The 15447-nt window shown below is 71.5% G+C and carries 11 protein-coding genes and 1 pseudogene; 3 read left to right on the top strand and 9 right to left on the bottom strand.

The annotated features are described in order from the left end of the window. Positions 1 to 5 precede the first annotated feature (5 nt). From CXQ97_RS04560 to CXQ97_RS04540, 5 genes are all read right to left on the bottom strand, one after another. On the bottom strand, positions 6 to 1265 hold the full coding sequence (locus tag CXQ97_RS04560; RefSeq protein ID WP_104179644.1) for a kynureninase: 1260 nt from the start codon (positions 1263 to 1265) through the stop codon (positions 6 to 8). A 176-nt stretch (positions 1266 to 1441) separates the two neighbouring features. After that, positions 1442 to 2425 (bottom strand): serine protease, encoded by a 984-nt coding sequence (locus CXQ97_RS04555; protein ID WP_258062255.1) that lies wholly within the window; start codon positions 2423 to 2425, stop codon positions 1442 to 1444. 153 nt (positions 2426 to 2578) lie between these two features. Continuing rightward, complete coding sequence (locus CXQ97_RS04550) at positions 2579 to 3502, bottom strand: MaoC/PaaZ C-terminal domain-containing protein (RefSeq protein ID WP_258062254.1); 924 nt, start codon at positions 3500 to 3502, stop codon at positions 2579 to 2581. Next, positions 3499 to 4869: a 3-oxoacyl-ACP reductase gene (locus CXQ97_RS04545; protein WP_104179642.1), complete on the bottom strand. Its 1371-nt coding sequence runs from the start codon at positions 4867 to 4869 to the stop codon at positions 3499 to 3501. The genes CXQ97_RS04550 and CXQ97_RS04545 overlap by 4 nt, the downstream gene beginning before the upstream one ends. Further along, positions 4869 to 6182, bottom strand: coding sequence for an acetyl-CoA C-acetyltransferase (locus tag CXQ97_RS04540; protein ID WP_104179641.1), 1314 nt, complete (start codon positions 6180 to 6182; stop codon positions 4869 to 4871). The genes CXQ97_RS04545 and CXQ97_RS04540 overlap by 1 nt, the downstream gene beginning before the upstream one ends. 64 nt (positions 6183 to 6246) lie before the next feature. Between CXQ97_RS04540 and CXQ97_RS04535 the strand changes: the two genes are divergently transcribed. Together CXQ97_RS04535 and CXQ97_RS04530 are read left to right on the top strand one after the other, a co-directional pair. Continuing rightward, positions 6247 to 7011: a TetR/AcrR family transcriptional regulator gene (locus CXQ97_RS04535; protein ID WP_104179640.1), complete on the top strand. Its 765-nt coding sequence runs from the start codon at positions 6247 to 6249 to the stop codon at positions 7009 to 7011. Beyond that, positions 7008 to 9128: an acyl-CoA dehydrogenase gene (locus CXQ97_RS04530; RefSeq protein WP_104179639.1), complete on the top strand. Its 2121-nt coding sequence runs from the start codon at positions 7008 to 7010 to the stop codon at positions 9126 to 9128. Before CXQ97_RS04535 ends, CXQ97_RS04530 begins: the two co-directional genes overlap by 4 nt. 146 nt (positions 9129 to 9274) lie before the next feature. Here the strand turns inward: CXQ97_RS04530 and glgA are convergent, their stop codons facing one another. Next, positions 9275 to 10468, bottom strand: coding sequence for a glycogen synthase (gene glgA / locus CXQ97_RS04525; RefSeq protein ID WP_104179857.1), 1194 nt, complete (start codon positions 10466 to 10468; stop codon positions 9275 to 9277). Positions 10469 to 10655: 187 nt separating this feature from the next. Here glgA and CXQ97_RS04520 point away from each other — a divergent pair. Further along, a pseudogene (locus CXQ97_RS04520) lies at positions 10656 to 12024 on the top strand (glucose-1-phosphate adenylyltransferase). Here the strand turns inward: CXQ97_RS04520 and CXQ97_RS04515 are convergent. The 3 genes from CXQ97_RS04515 to CXQ97_RS04505 all read right to left on the bottom strand — a co-directional run bounded on the left by CXQ97_RS04515 (position 11934) and on the right by CXQ97_RS04505 (position 15343). Then, entirely contained in the window at positions 11934 to 12785 is an 852-nt protein-coding gene (locus CXQ97_RS04515; RefSeq protein WP_104179637.1) for a transglutaminase family protein, read from the bottom strand. The pseudogene CXQ97_RS04520 and the gene CXQ97_RS04515 sit on opposite strands and share 91 nt — an antisense overlap. Next, positions 12782 to 13708 (bottom strand): alpha-E domain-containing protein, encoded by a 927-nt coding sequence (locus CXQ97_RS04510; RefSeq protein ID WP_104179636.1) that lies wholly within the window; start codon positions 13706 to 13708, stop codon positions 12782 to 12784. The genes CXQ97_RS04515 and CXQ97_RS04510 overlap by 4 nt, the downstream gene beginning before the upstream one ends. Before the next feature lie 72 nt (positions 13709 to 13780). Next, complete coding sequence (locus tag CXQ97_RS04505; RefSeq protein WP_104179635.1) at positions 13781 to 15343, bottom strand: circularly permuted type 2 ATP-grasp protein; 1563 nt, start codon at positions 15341 to 15343, stop codon at positions 13781 to 13783. Positions 15344 to 15447: the final 104 nt, after the last annotated feature.

Below are 15447 nucleotides of genomic sequence, written 5' to 3'. Positions count from 1 at the left end.
GGGCGCTACAGGCCCGGGGCGGGGGCGCGGACGGCCGTCCCCGTGTCGGCCGCCAGGCGCGCGGCGATGCCGTCGACCGCGACCGCGACCTCGGCGAAGGACGTCGAGAGCGGCGAGAGACCGAGCCGGATCCCGTCGGGGTTGCGGTAGTCGGGGATGATGCCGTCCTGCCACAGCTCGGGCACCATCGCGGCGAAGGCGGGGTGGTCGATGGTGATGTGGCCGCCGCGGTCGGAGGCCGCGCGCGGGGAGGCGAGGACGACGCCGTACCGGGACAGCAGCTCCTCCACCGCGTCCGCGGCGAAGGCGGTGAGGAGCTCCGACTTGCGGCGGACCGCCGGCATGCCGACCTCCTCGATCAGGTCCAGCATCTCGCGCATCGCCAGCATGCCGACGATCGGTGGCGTCCCGGAGACCAGGCGCCGGATCCCCGCTGCGGGCTGGTAGGCGGATCCCATCGCGAAGGGGTCCGCGCTGCCGAGCCAGCCGAGGATCGGCTGGTCGAGGGTGGCCAGGTGGCGCTGGGCCACGTAGGCCCAGGCCGGGGCGCCGGGACCTCCGTTGAGGTACTTGTAGCTGCAGCCCGCGGCGTAGTCGACGCCCCAGGCGTCGAGTTCGGCGGGCACGGACCCCACGGAGTGGCTGAGGTCCCACAGGACGAGCGCCCCGGCGTCGTGGGCGATCCTCGTGATCGCGGGCACGTCGGCGACGAAACCCGAGCGGTAGGCGACATGGCTGAGCAGGACCAGCGCGGTCTGCGGCCCGACGACGGCGGAGACGTCCGCCGGGGTGGCCCCGCCGTCGTAGGCGACGTCGATCCAGCGCAGCGTCAGCCCCCGCTCCCTGGCGATGCCCTCGACGATGAAGCGGTCGGTCGGGAAGTTGTCGCGGTCGATGACGATCTCGGTGCGGTCTGGGCGTGCGGCCACCGCGGCGCGCGCCAGCTTGTAGAGCAGGACGCTCGTCGAATCCGCCACGATGCACTGCCCGGCGGCGGCTCCGAGCGTGACGCGTCCGAGCTGGTCGCCGATCCGCTCGGGCAACTCGAGCCAGCCCTCGTCCCAGCCCCGGATCAGGCGCCCGCCCCATTGCTCCTCCACGAAGGCGGTGAGGCTGTCCACCGTCCTCGCGAGGGGACGGCCGAGCGAGTTGCCGTCGAGGTAGGACTGCACGGCGTCTGCGCCGAGGAAGAGCTTGCGGTGGTGTGCCAGCGGGTCGGCGGTGTCGAGTTCCGCCGCGCGGTCGGCGAGGGTGGGGCCGGTCATGGCCCCAGTCTAGGTGGACCCGACCGGGTGGCATGCGCCCACCCGGGAGGCGGCCCGGGACGGACGAGGACGGACGGGGGACGACGCGGCGGACCTGCCCCGGGACGGCGGACGGGCGGTCCCCGACGAGGGGACCGCCCGTGCCGTGTGGTGGGTCGGAGCTGGAAGGGTGGTGCCTACCGGCTGGCCGCGATGGAGTACGCGGACTGGATGGAGCTGCCGAAGTACGGCCCGTACATCACGTTCGCCTGCGTGTTGTAGCCGAAGCTGTTGACCGAGTTCTGTGTGCCGGATGCGCCGGAGCCGACGAACCAGGGGCCGCCCGACGAGCCGCCGGTCATGTCGCACGGGATGCCCTGCGACTGGGTGCCGCCGAGCCGGTCGGTGGAGGACGCGCCGGAGCAGCTGAAGAGGCGCTCGCCGTTGAAGGGCGCTGCTGCGGGGTAGCCGTAGGCGGTGTAGCTGAGGTTGCGCGCCATGTTGAAGCCGATGCTCGATGCCCCGACCGTGGCGGCGAGCGTCCGGCCGTTGAGCGTGTTCACGACGGCGAAGGCGCCGTCGTAGTTGATGTCGCCCCGCGACACCCACTCGGTGGCCGCGTGGAGCGAACGCGCCGTCCACTTGCCGTACGGCGCCGCGCCGTTGTTGTAGGCGGGGACGAAGACGAAGTTCGTGACCCAGCCCGTGGCGACGTCGTAGGTGCAGTGACCGGCGGTCGCGACGGTGCTCTGGTTACCGCTCTGCACCGAGTTGGCGGAGCAGACGTAGTTCTGCCCTGCCTGGGTGAAGAACACCTTGCCGATACGTGGGACGGGAGACTGGGCGATGGCCCGCGGCTGGACGGCGGGCGCCTTCGGGGCCTTCGCGACGGCCTGCTGGCCGGCCTTCGGCAGGATCGAGCGGCCCGCGGCGGCCCAGCCGGAGTTGATGGTGTTCGCCGGCTTCGCGTCCTTCATGCGGTCGGCGGTCCAGTAGGCGTCGAGCGCCGCCTGGCTCTGTTCCTGGGTGTGGGACTGCGTCCCGGGGGTGGTACCTCCGGCGACGACGGTGTCGATGGAGGGTAGGGCCGGTGCTGCCTGGACGGGACCTGCTGCCATCAGCGCCGATGCCATCAGGGCCGATGCGGCGATCATTCCCGCTTTGAGACCTTGAGAGTTCACGAAACTCCTCTTTCCATACTGGGGGCCGGCCCACGTGGGCCGGTCCCTGGAGTGTGCCCTGAGGGCGGCGGCCCTGCCAGTGTAAAGGACGACTTCCGGGGAACTCCCCCCGAAAATCGTCGCCGCTCTGGACAGGGCCCGTCCGCCGTGCAACTATTCCGCGCGCACCCAGCCCGTGAAGTGTGGCCGGCGACGCCCGGCGGACCACCCGACCACCTCGACGACGCTGCCGGCGCCATCCCTCCCGGTGGCATGCCCGGCGCGGGCGAACGACGTCGTCACCGTCCCGGGCAGCTGCACCGGGGCGGCGAAATCGATGCGCCACGCGAGGGCGCCGCCGGGGGCCGGCACGGCTTCGTCGACCATGCGCGAGGCCAGGTACATGCCGTGGGCGATGGCGCCCTTCATGCCCAGCACCTTCGCCGTCGGTCCGGTGAGGTGGATGGGGTTCCAGTCCCCCGAGACGGCGGCGTAGCGCCGTCCCGTGTCGGCACCCAGCCGCCACAGGCCCGTCGGCACGGGGGCGGAGAAGGCGGGGCGGTCGCCGTCGCGCCGGACGGCCGGGGCCGCGCCGTCCGTGCGGAGGCCGCGGGCCAGGTAGACGGAGCGGCCCGTCCAGATCCGCTCGCCGCCGACGGAGGCCTCGATGACCAGGTCCACCTGAGTACCCGCGGCGTGGGGTCGCAGGTCCTCCGCCCACGCGACGACGTCGAGCGCCTCGAAGGCCCCGACCTGCCGTGCCTGGTGCACCTCGTTGCTGAGATGCACCAGGCCGAGCAGGGGCAGCGGGAAGTCCGCCCGCGCCAGGACGCTCAGGGCGACCGGGAAGGCGAGCGTGTGCAGATAGGCCGACGGCAGCCGGTCCCGCACGGCGGCACCGAACAGCTGCTGGAACCGGGTGAGGGCGCCGAGGTCGGCGACCACGCCGTCCACACGGTGGCGTGCGGCGGGAAGGCCGGACGGCATGCCCTCCCGGCGGATCCTCCGCCGCCCGGCGAGGACCACCGCCTGCCGGTACAGCCCGGGAAGGCCCGGTACCGCGGGCAGCGCCACGTCCTGCACGGCCGCCCCGCTCACGCGCCGACCAGGTTCTGCCCGCAGACGCGGAGCACCTGCCCGTTGACCCCGGCCGCCGCGTCGGAGGCCAGGAAGGCGACCGTCTCGGCGACGTCGACGGGCAGCCCGCCCTGCTGCAGGCTGCTCAGGCGGCGTGCCACCTGGCGGGTGAGGGGCGGGATCTTCGCGGTCATGTCCGTCTCGATGAAGCCCGGCGCGACGGCGTTGATGGTGCGGCCTCCGTCGTCGAAGGCCGCCGCCTGGGCCCGGACCATGCCGATGACCCCGGCCTTGGACGCGGCGTAGTTGCTCTGTCCGCGATTGCCGGCGATGCCGCTCGTCGAGGCGAGGCTGATGATGCGGCCCGTGTCCGAGAAGACGGGAGAGGCGAGGAGCCGCTCGTTCATGTGCAGCTGCGAGGCGATGTTCACCGCGATCACCGAGTCCCAGCGGGCCGCGTCCATGTTGGCGAGCAGCTTGTCCCGCGTGATGCCCGCATTGTGCACCACGATGTCGAGGACGCCGTAGCGCTGCCCGACGTGGTCGAGGATCCGCGTCGCGGCGTCGGGTGCTGTGATGTCGAGCTGCAGGGCCGTCCCGCCGACGGTGTTGGCGACCCGGGCGAGCTGCTCCCCGGCCGCGGGCACGTCCACGGCGACCACGCGGGCGCCGTCGCGGGCGAGGACCTCCGCGATCTTCGCGCCGATGCCGCGTGCCGCCCCGGTCACCACGGCCGTCCTGCCCGCGAGGGGCCGGTCGGGTGTGCCCTCCGCCGCCGGACGGGCCGCGGCGCCGGCGACGCCGCCCGCGGGCGTGGAGGTGACCTCGATGAACTGGCCGTCCACGTACGCGCTCCTGCCGGACAGGAGGAACCTCAGGGCGCCGAGGGTGGTGGGGTCGGTGGTCGTGGCGTTCCCCCGCAGGACGATCCCGTTGGCGGTCGCGCCACCCCGCAGTTCGTGGGCCATCGACCGGAGAGCGCCGTCGATGCCCTGGCGGGCCGCGGCCTCGGCGGGATCGGCGGTGTCGGCGGAGGACCGGAGGAGTCCGACGACGCGCCCGCCCGGGACGAGCAGCCGCACGGCCTGCCCGAGCTCGAGCATCGGTGCAGCGAGGTCCTCCGGCGATGCGGCGCGATCGAGGACGACGACGGCCGCGCCCAGCTTCTCGCCCGGCAGCACGTGCCGCCGCACCTCGACGTCCCAGCCCAGCAGGACGTCGGCGAGCGCCTCGGCGCCGGCCCCGGACCCCGTGACGAGCACGGGCTGCGCAGCGACGGCCTCCCCGGGCGTGTAGCGCCGCAGCACCGAGGGCCGCGGCAGGCCGAGGGCCTTGGCGATCCTGCCGGGCAGCGGGGTGTTGACGAGGTCGAGGTAGCTGTCCCCCATCAGTTCCTGGCCTCGAGGATCGCGACGACGCCCTGGCCGCCCGCGGCGCAGACCGAGATGAGGCCGCGGCCGCCCCGCTCGGACAGCGTCTTGGCGAGGGAGGCGACGATCCGTCCGCCCGTCGCCGCGAAGGGGTGCCCGGCGGCGAGGGAGGAGCCGTTGACGTTGAGCTTCGCCCGGTCGATGCTGCCGAGTGCGCCGTCGAGGCCGAGGACGCGCTTGCAGTAGTCCGCGTCCTCCCAGGCCGCCAGCGAGCCGAGGACCGTCCCGGCGAAGGCCTCGTGGATCTCGAAGAAGTCAAAGTCCTCGAGGGTGAGGCCGTTGCGCTCGAGCAGGCGTGGCAGGGCGTGGACCGGTGCCATGAGCAGGCCCTCGTCCCCGTGCACGAAGTCCACTGCTGCCGCCTCGGCGTCGACGATGTTCGCGAGCATGGGCAGGTTGTTGGCGGTCGCATACTCCTCGCTGCCGAGCAGGACGACGGCGGCGCCGTCGGTGAGCGGTGTGGAGTTGCCGGCCGTCATGGTCGCCGGGGTGTCGAGGGACTTCCCGAAGACGGGCCGGAGCGTGGCCAGCTTCTCGAGCGAGGTGTCCGCGCGGAGGTTCGCGTCCTTCGTGAGGCCCCGGTACGGCGTCAGGAGGTCCGTGAAGAACCCACGCTCGTAGGCCGCCGCCAGGTTCCGGTGGCTGCGGAAGGCGAGCTCGTCCTGGGCCTCGCGCGTGATCTCCCACGCGGCCGTGGTGAGGGCCTGGTGCTCCCCCATGGACAGGCCCGTGCGGGGCTCCCCGGTCGTCGGGGCGTTGGGCGAGAGGTCCTTCGGGCGGAGCGTGGCGAGGGTCCGGAGCTTCTGCTGCGTCGTCTTCGCGCGGGACAGGTCCAGCAGCACGCGCCGGAGCCCCTCGCTGACGGCGATGGGGGCGTCGGACGCGGAGTCGACGCCGCCGGCGATGCCCGACTCGATCTGCCCGAGCCTGATCTTGTTGGACAGCCCCACCACGGTCTCGAGGCCGGTGGCGCAGGCCTGCTGCAGGTCGTAGGCCGGCGTCTCGGGCGAGAGGGCCGAGCCGAGGACCGCTTCACGGGTCAGGTTGAAGTCGCGGGAGTGCTTGAGGACGGCGCCCGCGGCGACCTCCCCGATGCGCTCCCCCTGGAGCCCGAAGCGGGCCACCAGCCCGTCCAGGGCGGCGATGAGCATGTCCTTGTTGGAGGAGTAGGCGTACGCGCCCCCGGACCGCGCGAAGGGGATGCGGTTGCCGCCGATGACGACTGCCGTGCGGGGTGAGGAGGCGTGCTGCGCCCCGGCCTGATCTGCCATGGAAGAACTCCTGGTGCGAGGGGGTGGATTACCGATACCTAGCGTACCTGATACGCTGGGTATCATGAAGCTCCCGTCGGCCCTGAAGGGCACCTCCCCGAAGGCGCCGAGTGGTGCCCCGGCAGCGTCCGACGGGCGATCCAGCCGGTGGGAGCAGCACCGCGCGGAGCGGCGCCGCCAGCTCATCAGGACCGCCCGGCGGGCCGTGGACTCCCTCGGCCCGGGCGCGTCCATGGAGGACATCGCGGCGGCGGCCGACACCTCCAAGTCCGTGTACTACCGCTACTTCGGCGACAAGACAGGGCTGCAGCGGGCCATGGCGGAGGTGGTCATCGGGCAGATGCAGCAGAAGGTGCTCGACGCGGCGAAGTCCGCCTCGACGCCCCGTGAGGGCCTGTACTCGATGGTGCTCGCCTACCTGCAGATGGCCCAGACCTCACCCAACGTCTACGCCTTCGTGACGCGCGTGGGCATCGCGGAATCCACGGCGGCCGACGACGGCCCCCAGGACACCCTCGCCCACTTCCTCGCCGCGATCACCGAGATGGTCTCGCGGCCCATGCGTGCCTACCTGCTGTCCCCCGACCGTCCCGCCGGTCCCGACGACGCCGCGCCGGAGTACTGGCCGGCCGCGGCGATCGGCATGGTGCGGGCCGCGGGCGAGAGCTGGCTCTGCGCCCCCGAGAGCCCCGACAGACCCACCGAGGAGCAGATGGCCCGCCACATCACGGGCTGGCTCTTCGACGGCATCAGCCGGTACGAGGACCTCGTGCCGGCGGCTGCCCCGCCTTCCCCCGCAACCCGCCGACCAGCGAAGGACACGCCATGACCGACACCATCTCCAGGCCGCAGCAGATCCCGCCGACGGTCGACATCAGGGACGATGATCGGGCCACCGTCGACACGGCCGAGCTCGGAGAACTGCTCCTCGGCAGGTGGGCACACGTGCGCCGCGTGGCCCGCGAGCTCGCCGGCCGCCCCGAGCTGCACAAGATCGAGGGCCTCACGCACACCGACCACCGCCTGCGCTGCTTCGACCAGCTCCACTACCTCGTGGGCCAGAGGGCCGTGCACCGCGCCTTCCCGAAGGCCTTCGGCGGGGACGACGACAACGGCGGCAACATCGCCGGCTTCGAGGAGCTGGTCGTCGCCGACCCCTCGCTGCAGATCAAGGCCGGGGTGCAGTGGGGGCTCTTCGGCTCAGCCGTCATGCACCTGGGCACGGAGCAGCACCACGCGGCGTGGCTGCCCGGCATCATGAACATGGAGATCCCCGGCTGCTTCGCCATGACGGAGACCGGTCACGGCAGCGACGTGGCCAGTATCGCCACCACCGCCACGTTCGACCCGGCCACGGACGAGTTCGTCATCGACACGCCCTTCCGCGCCGCGTGGAAGGACTACATCGGCAACGGGGCGGTCGACGGACGGGCGGCCGTCGTCTTCGCGCAGCTGATCACCAACGGCGTGAACCACGGCGTCCACGGCCTCTACGTGGAACTGCGGGACGCGGACGGGTCCTTCAAGCCCGGCGTCGGCGGCGAGGACGACGGCATCAAGGGCGGCCTCAACGGCATCGACAACGGACGGCTGCACTTCACCGGCGTCCGCGTCCCCCGGACCAACCTGCTGAACCGCTACGGCGACGTCGCCGAGGACGGAACCTACAGCTCGCCCATCGCCTCCCCGGGCCGCCGCTTCTTCACGATGCTCGGCACCCTCGTGCAGGGGCGCGTCTCGCTCGACGGCGCCGCCGTCGCGGCGAGCAAGCTCGCCCTCACCGCCGCCATCACCTACTCGACCCAGCGCCGCCAGTTCAACGCGTCCTCGAACCTGCGCGAGGAGGTGCTGATGGACTACCAGCGGCACCAGCGCCGGCTCCTGCCGCGCCTGGCCGCGACCTACGCGGCGTCCTTCGCGCACGAGGAACTCCTCGAGAAGTTCGACGGCGTCTTCTCCGGCGAGCACGACACCGACGAGGACCGCCAGGACCTGGAGACCCTGGCCGCGGCCCTCAAGCCGCTCAGCACGTGGCTGGCCCTCGACACGCTGCAGGAGTGCCGCGAGGCGACCGGCGGCCAGGGGTTCCTCATCGAGAACCGGTTCGCCTCGCTGCGTGCCGACCTCGACGTGTACGTGACCTTCGAGGGCGACAACACGGTCCTGCTGCAGCTCGTCGCCAAGCGCCTGCTGACCGATTACGCCAAGGAGTTCAAGGGCGTCGACTTCGGCGTGCTCGCCCGCTACGCCGTCTCCCAGGCCGCGGGGAAGACCCTGCACCGCTCGGGACTCCGGCGTGTCGCGCAGACGGTGGCCGACTCCGGGTCGGGGAAGAAGTCGGCGATCGCCCTCCGCGACGAGGACACGCAGCGCCAGCTGCTCACCGACCGCGTGCAGGCCCGCGTGGCCGACGTCGCCGCGGTGCTCCGCGGGGCGAAGGGCAGGTCGCAGGAACAGTCGGCGGCGCTGTTCAACGAGCACCAGGACGAGCTCATCGAGATGGCGCACGCCCACGCCGAACTGCTGCAGTGGGAGGCGTTCACCCGCGGGCTGAAGAAGCTCGAGGACCCGGGCACGCGGGAGGTCCTCACGCGCCTCCGCGACCTCTTCGGCCTGTGCCTGATCGAGAAGGACCTCGCCTGGTTCCTGATGAACGGGCGGCTCTCCTCGCAGCGGGCCCGGACGCTCGACGGCTACATCAACCGCCTGCTCGTCAAGATCCGCCCCCACGCGCTCGACCTCGTCGAGGCGTTCGGCTACGGGCCCGAGCACCTGCGGTCGGCCATCGCCGGCGGCGCCGAGCAGCAGCGCCAGGAGGAGGCCGCGGAGTACACGCGCCGCCGCCGCGCCGGCGGAGACGCACCGATCGACGAGAAGACGCTCCTGGCCCGGGACGCCCGGGAGAAGAAGGCGAAGAAGGCCGCGAAGGTGCGCGCGAAACGCTGATCCCGTCGGGAGGGCAGGAACGACCGCTTCTCCGGTCCCCGACCGGTCATCTCCTGCCCTCCCGCGGTCCGGGGAGCGGCACGCTCCCGGGCCCGGAGGGTGCCGTGCCGACGTACTGCTGCCGAGGTGCTGCTGCGGAGGTACTGCTAGAGGACGCTGCGGTACACGTCGAGGGTCGTCTCGGCGATCGAGTCCCAGCCGAAGTGCCGCTCGGCCCGCTCCCGCCCCGCCGCGCCCATGGCGGACGCCCTCGCCGGGTCCGCGACGAGGGCGTTCAGGGCCGCCGCGAAATCGGTGACGAACCTCTCGGGGTCCAGCGGCGTCCCCGTGCCGTCCTGGACCTGCTCGAGGGGCACGAGCGTGCCGGTCACGCCGTCGTCGATCACCTCGGGGATACCGCCGGTGGCGGACGCGACGACGGCTGCACCGCAGGCCATGGCCTCGAGGTTCACGATGCCGAGGGGCTCGTAGATGGACGGGCAGGCGAAGACCGTCGCATGGCTCAGGATCTGGATGACCTCCCGGCGCGGCAGCATCCGCTCGATGAGCACCACCGAACCGCGCTTGTCCCGCAGGTCGGAGATGAGCACCTCGGTCTCGGCGGCGAGCTCCGGGGTGTCGGCGGCCCCGAGGCAGAGGACCAGCTGCACGTCGGCCGGCAGGTGGGCTGCCGCGCGGAGGAGGTAGGGCACGCCCTTCTGGCGGGTGTTGCGCCCCACGAAGACCACACTCGGCCTCGCCGGGTCGATGCCGTGGGCGCGGAGGGCGTCGTCGTCCTCGTCGCGGGCCCACAGGGACACGTCGATGCCGTTGTGCACCACGTGCACCCTGGCAGGGTCGACGTCGGGGTAACTGCGGAGGATATCGGCCCGCATGCCGGCGGAGACGGCGATCACGGCGGCCGCGGCCTCGTAGGAGGTCTTCTCCACCCAGGACGAGAGCGCGTACCCGCCGCCGAGCTGCTCGGCCTTCCACGGGCGCAGCGGCTCGAGGCTGTGGGCGCTGAGCACGTGCGGGATCCCGTGCAGGAGCGACGCCAGGTGGCCGGCCATGTTGGCGTACCAGGTGTGCGAGTGCACGACATCGGCGCCGCCGATGCCCTGCAGCATCTGCAGGTCCGTGCCGAGGGTCTGCACCGCGGCGTTCGCGGCCGTGAGGCCCTCCGGCACGCCATAGGAGAGCACGGAGGCGCCGTGGTAGTCCTCCGGCCGGGGCGCGCCGAACGCGTGGACCCGCAGGTCGACCTGCGGGGCGAGGACGCGGCTCAGCTCGGCGACGTGCACCCCCGCGCCGCCGTAGATCTCGGGCGGGAACTCCTTGGTCACAATGTCTATTCGCACCATCCCAACGTAGTGCAGTGCGCCGGAGTCCTCTAGTGTGAGGAGACCGGAAGGGTTCCGGGATGGATCGACGTTCGATCGGCCACCCATCGGGAACGCAGAACACTCAAGGAAGAGCGGGGGGTCAGAAGTGGCACCGAAGAAAGTACTTGCCGTGGTCTTGGCAGGCGGGGAAGGCAAGCGGCTGATGCCGTTGACCGCGGACAGGGCCAAACCGGCCGTACCGTTCGCCGGGAGCTACCGGCTCATCGACTTCGCGCTGTCGAACCTCGTCAACTCCGGCTACCTGCAGATCGTCGTGCTCACCCAGTACAAGTCCCACAGCCTCGACCGCCACATCTCCGAGACGTGGAGGATGTCCACGCAGCTGCAGAACTACATCGCCTCCGTGCCGGCGCAGCAGCGCCGGGGCAAGAGCTGGTTCCTCGGCAGCGCGAACGCGATCTACCAGTCCCTGAACCTCATCCACGACGCGCAGCCCGACATCGTCGTCGTGATCGGCGCCGACCACGTGTACCGCATGGACTTCGAGCAGATGGTGGACGCCCACGTGAAGAGCGGCGCGTCCGTCAGCGTCGCCGCCGTCCGCCAGCCGATGAACCTCGTGGACCAGTTCGGCGTGATCGAGACGGCGCAGGACGATCCGGGCCGGATCGCCGCGTTCGTCGAGAAGCCGGCGACCACGCCCGGCCTGCCCGACGATCCGAACAGCTTCCTCGCGTCCATGGGCAACTACGTGTTCACGACGGACGCCCTCGTGAAGGCCCTCGAGGACGACGCGGCGCGTCTGGACACCAAGCACGACATGGGCGGGGACATCATCCCCTACTTCGTGGAGCGCAACGACGCCGCGGTGTACGACTTCACGACGAACGACATCCCGGGGGCCACCGACCGTGACCGCCAGTACTGGCGCGACGTCGGCACGATGGACTCCTACTACGACGCCAACATGGACCTCATCTCGCCCCTGCCGCTGTTCAACCTCTACAACCTGCAGTGGCCGATCTACACCCGGCAGAGCGTCTCCCCGCCCGCGAAGTTCGTCCGCAGCTCCTCGGGGCGGTCGGGCGAGGCACATGATTCGATCGTCTCCGCGGGCGTCGTCGTGTCCGGCGGCGCCGTCCAGAACTCCGTGCTCGCGACCGACGTCTTCATCGCGGAGTCTGCCGAGGTCACCGGGTGCGTCCTCCTCGACAAGGTGAACGTCGGGGCCGGTGCCGTGGTGCGCCGGGCCATCATCGACAAGAATGTGCGGATCCCGGCGGGGGCGAAGATCGGGGTGGACGCCGAGCTGGACCGTCGCCGCGGCTTCTCCGTGACGGACTCAGGCCTGACGATCGTCAGCAAGGGCCAGGTCGTCGCCCCCGCCTGATCCGGCGGCCGGCACGATCCGGTGTTCGGAGGAGGCCCCGGCGCATCGCCGGGGCCTCCTCCGCGTCCGGGCGCACGCCCGGCGGTGCGGCTACGCGAGCCTCGTGATCGCGACCGTCACGTTGAGCGTCGATCCTCCGCCGCCGGACAGGATGCCCTTCAGCGGTGAGACGTCGCGGTAGTCGCGGCCGCGCGCCACCGAGACGTGGAAATCGCCGACCGGACCGCTGTTCGTCGGGTCCCACCCCCGCCATTCGCCGTCGTACCACTCCACCCAGGCGTGCGACTGCCCGGCCACGGTCTCGCCGACGGCGGCGTTGCGGCGGGGGTGCAGGTAGCCCGAGATGTACCGGGCGGGGATGCCGAGGCCGCGCAGGGCCCCGATCGCGACATGGGCCAGGTCCTGGCAGACGCCCTTCCGCTCGGCCCAGGCATCGCGGGCGCTCGTCTGCACCCCGGTGGCCCCCTGCACGTAGTCCATCCGGGTCCGCAGCCAGTCGAAGACGGCCCGAGCGGCGTCGTGGGGGTTCAGGCCCTGCGTGACGTCGGCGGCGAGCTCGCGCACCTCCTCGCCAGGCTCGCTGAGGTCCGTCTGACTCAGCCAGTCGGCGAACCCGTCGCTCAGGGCCGGTGAGGCCAGGTCGTCCCAGGTGAGGATCTCGCCGTCGCCGGGGACACGCTCGATCCGGCTGACCTCGACGGTGGTGACGGCGGTGACCTCGAGGTGCTCGTGCGGCACGTGGACGTCGAAGGACGTCACGCGCGTCCCCCAGTAGTCCCGGTAGGTGCCGACCGCGGCACTCGACGGGCTGACCTTCAGCGTGGATTCGAGGACCACCTGCTGCGGATCGGTGAGCGGTGTCATCCGGGCCTCGTTGTAGGACAGCGAGACGCGGCGGAGGTAGTCGTAGCCGGTGCGGTGTTCGATCAGCAGGCGTGTCATGAGACCTCTCCGACCCAGGCCAGCTCGTCGGCCTGGGAGAAGTACGTACGGGAGACGGCGTCCGAGGCCCGGGCGCAGGCCTTCTGGACGCGGTCCATGTGCTCGGGCAGCTCCGACATCAGGTCCCGGGTCTGGTGGAACTCCAGGAACGTCCGCGCCTGGCCGACGATCCGGCTGGCGTCGTTGATGAAGCCCACGCGCTGGTAGGCGGGGTTCAGCTGGGTCAGGCAGGTCTCGGCGTCGCTGAGGGCGTAGACGATCGAGCGCGGGAACAGGCGGTCGAGGAGCAGGAACTCGGCCGCCTGCTGGTCCCCGAACGACGCCCGGCGCGTCCGCAGGAAGGATTCGTAGGCGCCGGCGCACCGCAGCATGTTCACCCAGGAGAGGCCAGCGGCGTGCACATCGTGGGTGGAGAGCATCCGGGCGGTCATGTCGGCGCGCTCGAGGCTGCGCCCGAGCACGAGGAACTGCCAGGACTCGTCGTGGCTCATGGTGGTGTCCGAGAGCCCCCGCACCATGGCCGTGCGCTCCACCACCCAGTGGCAGAAGCGGTACGTCCCCACGACGTCCTTGCGGTGCTGGCTGAGTCCGTACCAGGTGGTGTTCAGGCTCTCCCAGACACTGCTGGAGACCGTCTCCCGGGCGCGCCGGGCGTTCTCCCGCGCGGCGCCGAGGGCGCCGGCGATCGACGTGGCACTCGACCGGTCGTACGCCAGGGCCTGCAGGAGGTCCGAGAGGTCGGTGTCCTCCTTCTCCGGCCTGCTGCCCATGACGCCCATCAGCTGCCGGGAGGTCTCCCGCTGCTGGGCCAGGGGCATCTGGTTGAGCCGTTCCAGGTGGACGTCGAGGATACGCGCCGTACCGTCGGCCCGCTCGACGTAGCGGCCGATCCAGAAGAGCGATTCAGCGATGCGGCTGAGCATGGGTCCTGCCTTCCAGGGTTCTCGGGGCGGAGGGATGCGCTGCGATGCGGGCGCCGGGGAGCCGTCCCGGTGTCATTGCTGCTGCTGCGACTGGTTGTCCTGCCAGTTGGTCTCGATCGGCCAGACGCTGGTGCGCTCGCGGACGGCGACGGGACGCTCCTGCGGCGCGGCGTCCCCGACGGGTCCCCGGACCTCGCCGTCGACCACCCAGGTGTCCTTGGACCCTCCGCCCTGGCTCGAGTTCACGATCAGCGAGCCCTCCTTCATGGCCACGCGCGTGAGCCCGCCGGGCAGCACCCACACCTCCTCGCCGTCGTTCACGGCGAAGGGGCGCAGGTCCACGTGGCGGGGGCTGAACTGCCCGCCGGACATCGTGGGCACGGTGGAGAGCTGCAGGACGGGCTGCGCGATCCAGCCGCGCGGATCCTCGAGGATCTTCGCGCGGAGCGCGTCGAGCTCGGCCCTCGTCGCATCGGGACCGATGACGAGGCCCTTGCCCCCGGAGCCGTCGACGGGCTTCACGACGAGCTCGTCGAGGCGGTCGAGGACCTCCTCGCGGGCGGGCGCGTCCTCGAGCCGGTAGGTGTCCACGTTCGCGATGATCGGGTCCTCACCCAGGTAGTACCTGATGAGGTCCGGCACGTAGGTATAGACGAGCTTGTCGTCGGCGACGCCGTTGCCGACGGCGTTCGCGATCGTCACCATGCCCGCGCGCGCGGCGTTGACGATGCCGGGGCAGCCGAGCACCGAGTCCGCGCGGAACTGCAGCGGGTCGAGGAACTCGTCGTCGATGCGCTTGTAGATGACGTCGACGCGCTGCTCCCCCGCCGTCGTCCTCATGTACACCCGGTTGCCGCGGCAGATGAGGTCGCGGCCCTCGACGAGCTCCACGCCCATCAGGCCGGCGAGCAGCGTGTGCTCGAAGTACGCGGAGTTGAAGACACCGGGCGTCAGCACGACGATGGTCGGGTCCTCGACGCCGGGAGGCGCGGTCTTCCTCAGGGCGGCGAGCAGGCGGCGGGGATACTCCTCGACGGGGCGGACGCGCTGCTGGCCGAACGCCTCGGGCAGGCCCTTGGCCATGGCACGGCGGTTCTCGAGCACGTAGCTGACGCCGCTGGGCACGCGGACGTTGTCCTCGAGGACGCGGAAGGTGCCCTGCTGGTCGCGGACGACGTCGATCCCGGAGATGTGGACGCGGACCCCGCCCGCGGGCGCGAAGCCGGCGACCTCGCGGTGGAAGTGCGCACTGGAGGTGATGAGGCGGCGCGGGATCACGCCGTCGGAGACCACCGCCATCCTGTCGTAGACGTCGTCGAGGAACGCCTCGAGGGCCTTCACGCGCTGCGCCACACCGCGCTCCAGCGTGTCCCAGTCGCTGCCGGCGATCACGCGGGGCACGATGTCGAGGGGGAAGGGGCGCTCCTCCCCCGCGAAGTCGAAGGTGACGCCGCGGTCGAGGAAGGTGCGGGCCATCGAATCGGCGCGGGCGGTGACGGCCGCGAGGTTGAGCTCGCCCAGCGCGGCGGCCACCTGGCCGTACTCGGTCCGCGGCAGTTGTCCGGCATCGAACATCTCGTCGAAGGCGGGCGTCTTGCGGGCGGCGGCTGCGTAGTCAGCGAAGAGCTCGGACATGGGACTAGGGTGCCACGGATCACCCCTCGGTACACATCCGCACACACCGGTACACGCGCAGTTAATCTGCCGGAAACGAGGCCGCCGGGGTGCGTGGTTGAATG

The sequence above is a fragment of the Arthrobacter sp. B0490 genome, from assembly GCF_002929355.1.
In the GTDB taxonomy this organism is placed as follows: domain Bacteria; phylum Actinomycetota; class Actinomycetes; order Actinomycetales; family Micrococcaceae; genus Arthrobacter_D.
Note: the sequence above shows the minus strand (reverse complement) of the source record. Positions and strands in the feature narration are given on the sequence as shown.

Coding starts and splice junctions, on each gene's coding strand:
- CXQ97_RS04530 (WP_104179639.1), top strand. CDS start 7,008: ATGACCGACACCATCTCCAGGCCGCAGCAGATCCCGCCGACGGTCGAC.
- CXQ97_RS04535 (WP_104179640.1), top strand. CDS start 6,247: ATGAAGCTCCCGTCGGCCCTGAAGGGCACCTCCCCGAAGGCGCCGAGT.
- CXQ97_RS04515 (WP_104179637.1), bottom strand. CDS start 12,785: ATGACACGCCTGCTGATCGAACACCGCACCGGCTACGACTACCTCCGC.
- CXQ97_RS04545 (WP_104179642.1), bottom strand. CDS start 4,869: ATGGGGGACAGCTACCTCGACCTCGTCAACACCCCGCTGCCCGGCAGG.
- CXQ97_RS04510 (WP_104179636.1), bottom strand. CDS start 13,708: ATGCTCAGCCGCATCGCTGAATCGCTCTTCTGGATCGGCCGCTACGTC.
- CXQ97_RS04560 (WP_104179644.1), bottom strand. CDS start 1,265: ATGACCGGCCCCACCCTCGCCGACCGCGCGGCGGAACTCGACACCGCC.
- CXQ97_RS04540 (WP_104179641.1), bottom strand. CDS start 6,182: ATGGCAGATCAGGCCGGGGCGCAGCACGCCTCCTCACCCCGCACGGCA.
- CXQ97_RS04505 (WP_104179635.1), bottom strand. CDS start 15,343: ATGTCCGAGCTCTTCGCTGACTACGCAGCCGCCGCCCGCAAGACGCCC.